At 62.2% G+C, this 5423-nt stretch carries 1 protein-coding gene; it reads right to left on the bottom strand.

The genetic code is table 11. The features are described 5' to 3' along the window. Positions 1–5423, bottom strand: a 5423-nt coding sequence (locus AAGI46_15420) for a cadherin domain-containing protein (GenBank protein MEM1013596.1), incomplete at both ends; no start/stop codon positions are given.

The raw sequence follows: 5423 nt of genomic DNA, 5'->3' as shown, positions 1-5423 counted from the left end.
CGGCGTCGATATCGCCGAAGGCATTGGAGGCGAACTGGTAGCTGAACGGCGAGTCTTCGGTGGCGTTCTGATCGACGAGGGCGTTGTCGACGGTCGGGGCGTCGTTGGTGTCGGTCACCGAAATCGTGATGGTTTCGTCCGACGTGTTGCCCGCAGCGTCTTCGACTTGAACCGTGACGTCGTGGGTGGTGTTGGTTTCAAAATCGAGAAGCGATGCATCGACGACCGTGATCTCACCGTCTGCATTGATTGCGAATCGGCCTCCCGCGTCATCCGTCAAGGTGAACGTTTGGCTATCGCCGGCGTCGGGGTCGTTGACTTGGACGGTCGCGACTTGGGTGCCGTTGCCGGCGTCCTCCGCGATGGCGGGACTTCCCGTCGCGTACAGGCTCACGTTATCGAACGTGAGGTCCACGTTGTTCGTGATGTCACTACGATCGAGGAAGCGGAGCTCGGTTGAAACCGAATCGGCGATGAAGGTGACGGTGTGTCGTTTGGTGCCGTTCTCGCCTCGGTCGGTGTAGGACAGGTCGGTGAGGGTGGTATCGCCCGTGACGCGAACGCCGAGCGTTTGGAGCGCGCTGTCGAGGCCCATGTAGCCCATGTCGAACTGGAGCACGTAGGTTTGCCCGGGCACGGTGGTGACGGTCTGCCAAACTTCGCCGTCGTTGGCGAGGTTCCCCCAACTGAACTGATACCCATCCCCGTTATAGCCTCCGGTGCCGCTCGTACTCCAGCCTGTTGTTCCGGGTTGGTCACCGTTTTGGACCAGGTCGTCGCCCACTACGACCGCCGCGATCGGTCCTTCGGCCACATCGGTGACTTCGATCAAGAAGTCTTCGGCCGTGCTGTCCCCGTCGCTACTCGTGGCTTCAACGGTGATCGTGTGCGTATTGCTGGACTCGTGGTCAAGCTTGGTGGCGTCCGCGACGGTGACCACACCCGTTGTGGTGTCGATCGTAAATCGGCCGTCGGCGTCGTCGGTCAGGCTGTACGTGACGGCCGCGTCGTTGTCGGCGTCGGTTGCCAGCGCCGTCACGCCTACGACCGTTCCGTTGGTCGCGTTTTCGGCAACGGCATTCGCGGTGGTATCGGTATCGCTCGTGGCGGACAGCGCGTTGTCGTCGAGGTTATTGACGGTGATCCGCAACGTCTGGTCGTACGTCGCGCCCGAATCGTCGGTGACCCGCACCACAATGTCGTGGGTTGTGTCGGCTTCGGCGTCGAGCTTGGTTCCATCGGCAACGGTGACTTCGCCGCTCGTGCTATCGATGGCGAACCGGCCGTTGGCGTCGGCGCCTTCGTAGGCTTCCACGGCCAAGTCACGCACGCTGATCGGGGTGTAGTTGACCTCCTGCGTCGTACCGAAGCTGACCTGCTGGAATCCGTTGGCCGTGGCGGGGTCTTGGAACGCGACGCCGTCGGCGACTTTGGCTCCGTCGAGGTACAGGTCGGCCGTCTTGGCGTTGTAGTCCAGCAGGACCGCGACCTGTGTCCAGCTTCCGAACCCGGGCGTCCCCAAGCTGGTGGTGCCGTCACCCGAGTGCACGCGGAGCTCGCCGTCGCCCATGACTTCGAGGTTGATGGTCCGGCCGCCGGAGAGGTCGGTGAGCCGGTCGCGGCCGAGTTCGATCCGCCAGCCGGTGCTGTCGTTGCTTGCCGCTGGGCCGTCGAGACGCAGGTCGAAGCTGAGCAGTTGTTGTGACCCGTCCGCGAGCGCGTCTTTGCCGGCGGGGAAGTATCGCGCCCAGTTGAAGTCTTCGAAGTCGCTGTTCCAGGGTTGGCTTTGGATCGAGCGATCGCCGCCGCCTTCGTCGGCGACCTGGAATAGGTCATAACCCGCCCGGCTCTGGCTGAGCGAGATCCACTCGGCTTGGGTGGTGCTGTCTTGTTGCCCGCCGATTTCGTCGCCGACGCTGTAACCCTCGGCATCCGTGAAGGTGAGCTTCTCTGCCGAGGGAATTGTCGCCAGCGGGTTATCGACCAGAGCAAACGTGTGCGTGTCGCTGGCGTCTTCGTCGCTTGGCGTGACGGTGCCGACGACGGTGCTGTTGGCCGCGTTCTCGTCGACGGTGTTGGTGTTTAACGTCGCGTTGTCGGGCGCGTCGTTGACGTCCGCAAGGTTGATGGTGAACGTTCGTTCGGTGCGGAGGCCGCCGGCGTCGGTGGCGCGAACGACGACGTCGTGACTCGTGGCGTCTTCGTAATTGAGCAACGAGCCGTCGGCGACGGTGACCTGTCCGGTCGTTTCGTCGATCGTGAATCGGCCGCCGGCGTCATCGGTGAGGGAGTAGGTGATCGTGTCGCCCGGGTCGGGGTCGGCGGCCGAGACGTCGCCAACGTAAGTGCCGTTCGCGCTGTTCTCGTTGATTGTGGTGGGACTGAAGTTGACGCTGGTCGGCGCTTCGTTAACCGGGAGCGGAAGGATGCCGAAGGCCTTGTCGAACGTGTTGCCCGCCGAATCGGTGACCCGGATGGTGATGTTGCGGACCGGGTCGTTCTCCGCGTCGAAGGTCGATCCTTCTTTGACGACCAGGTGACCGTCTAAGAGTTCAAAGTCGCCGTTGTCGTCGGCGACGATCTCGTAGGTGAAGCCTTCCGTGTCGTCGGTATCGGTCGCGATAAGTTCGGCGATGATCGCGCCGCCCACGGTCGATTCGATCAGGCCCGGGGTGAAGATCCGCTGTTGGAGAATCGAGCCTTCGTCTTTGTCGAAAGCGGTCCAGTTGAAGACTAGCGACCCGTCGTTACGTTCGATCAGGCTGGTACGCCAAGCGACCCAACCGTCATTGACGTCGCTGATGCGGAATTCATCCGAAGTCGCCGTGCCGTTGGCGTCGAAGGTTCGGCCCCAGAGGGCCAAACTCTGGCCGTCCCCCGAGCCGCGCCAACTCACCGCAAAGCCGCCGTTCCGGGTGTCGGTGATTTGCACGTGGCTTTGGTCACTGGCTGTGGTTTGGTTGGCGAGGATTTCAGCGGAGTCAAAAGTGCCGTCGGGGTTGACGATGCGGACCATCGCGGCGTATCGACTGTCGTCGCCGCCGTAGCTTGAGTAGGCGACCGCGAACCGCCCGTCGGAGAGCGTAGTGATCTGCGGTTCGAGTTGCGTACTAGCGGTGCGATCGTTGACGACAAACTCGTTGCCGATCGGGTCGCCGTTGTCGTCGAACAGCCGCCCGATGATGCCCCAGCCGCTCCCGTCTTGGCCTCCTGACGCCATCCAAGTCACCAGTGACGTCCCGCTGTCGTTGAAGGCGATCCGAGGTTCACGCTGATCGTCCGTGATTTGTTCGTTGAGCAGGACTTCGCCGCCGACCTTGTTGCCGTCGGCGTCGAATCGCTGCATCACCGAGTCCCAGTTCGAACTGCTGGACACGTAGTCAAGCGTCCGCCACGTGATGGCGTAGCCGCCGTTGGGGTCCACCGCGATGTGAGGTATTTCTTGCCGATTCGTTGTTGTTGTGTTGGCCCAGGTTTCTGATCCGGGGACTTGGTTGCCGTCGCCGTCGAAATGCGCGGTCCGGATGCCGTGGCTGCTCCCGTCGCCAATGGATTGCCATGCCGCGACAAAGCCGCCGTCGGGCAGGCTTGCGATTGTCGGGTTGTGCTGCGAGCCCGTCCAAAGATCGATGTTCAGGATGAACGGATCGCCCTGCGGGTTGCCGGCCGCGTCGTAGACCTGCCCGCGGATGCCCCAGTCGGTGTTGCCGTCAAAGCCCATGTTTCGCCAAGTCACGACATGGCCACCGGTCGATAGCGCGGTGGTCTCGACCCGTAGGTCAGCAACTTGACCAAACGTTTCGGTTTCGAGCGATCCGGTGAGGTGATTGCCGTCCAGATCGGTATGGACGCGTAACACCTTGTCGTTGACTTGCGACTCTTCGGTGCTGGCCGAAGTCTTGTGCCAAGAGAAAACGAGGTTGCCGTCCGCGAGTTGGCCGACGTTGGGAAGGCGTTGTTGGAAGCCGTCGCTGGTTTGACTGATCTCGAAGGGGCTGCCGACCAGAGCGCCGTCGCTATCGACGCGGGCGGCCATAATGCGGCCGAACGAGCTATGGATCGAGTTCTGGTCCCGTGAGGTCCAGGTAATCACGGCCCCGCCGTCTTCGAGAGACTCGGTCTTGATCTGGAATTGAGTACCGGTCGTGTAGCCGACGTTGATCTGGAACTCGTCGGTGATGACCGATCCGTCGGAAGCGAACACCTTGCCGTACACGCCATGTCCCGAGCCGTCGTCCGTCCGGTAGACAGCGAGGACTTTGTCGCCATCGAGAGCGACTAGGTCGGGGTTACCCTGCCAGCCCGCGGTCGTGGTGTTGACGACGAAGATGTCGTCGATCGGGTCGGCGTTGCCGTCATAGATCCGACCACCGACACCGTTCGAGTCGCCGTCTGTCGCGCTCGTGGCATCTCGCCAGGAGACCATGAAGCCGCCGTTATCGAAGCCGGCGACGCTCGGTTCATACTGGTGTCCCAAGGTTTCGGCGACCTTGAGTTCGCCGCCGACCTTGTTACCGCTGGCGTCGAACTTCTGCGCGTAGATGTCGTAAAAATCGCCTTGACTGTTTGCGTTTTCGTCGATCTGGTTGGCCCACGTCGCTACGAAGCCGCCATCGGAAAGTGACGCGATCGCCGGATGGGTTTCGGCGAAGCTACTCGTGGTTTCGACTTGGATGCGGTTTCCGAGGGTCTCGAAGTCCTCATCGAAGCGTTGGATGAAGATGCCCCCGCTGCCGTCGCGTCGCCAGATCACGACGTTCGTGCCGTCTTCGAGTTGCGCGACCGAGGCGTCGTATTGCCCGCTGTTCAGCATGTCGTTCACGATCACGGACGCCTCGCCGACCGCCTCACCGTCGGCGGTGTACTTCTGCCCAACGACATCCCAGCCCTGGTTCACGTCGTAGTCGTTGTACAGGAGTATGTAACCGCCATCCGCTAAGGGCAGCGTGTCCGACCAAACGGTTCCGGTTCCGGTGTAGCTGTCGAGGGTCGTGATCGGCTGCGCGACCAGATCGTCGCCGGGGGCTTCGAGCGTGATGTCGGTCGGGGCGGCGTTGAACGCCTGATTGTCCGTCTCGTAAACCTCGTCGGCGAACAGGATGCGCTCGACGTCGGTGAGGGTGTCCGTGCCGTCGGTACCCATGTTGTCCACCACCGTGATCGTTCCGTCGGGGTTGTGCGTAATGGTGTAGTCGGCCGCGTTGCCGGTAAACACGGCGGTATCTTTTCCGAGTCCGCCCTGGATGTCGTCGTCGCCATGACCGCCGGTGAGTGTGTCATCGAAGCCTGAACCGGGATCGAACTCGACAACGACCCAGTAGGTGTTATTGAGATGCGAGGTGTCGGCCCACGTGCCGTCGGCGTGCATGCGGACGGCGTCTTCCCACTGCAAACCGTTCGGCTCGTCGGCGGCGAAGTTGTCG

Source organism: Planctomycetota bacterium, assembly GCA_038746835.1.
Lineage (GTDB): Bacteria > Planctomycetota > Phycisphaerae > Tepidisphaerales > Tepidisphaeraceae > JBCDKH01.
Note: the sequence above shows the minus strand (reverse complement) of the source record. Positions and strands in the feature narration are given on the sequence as shown.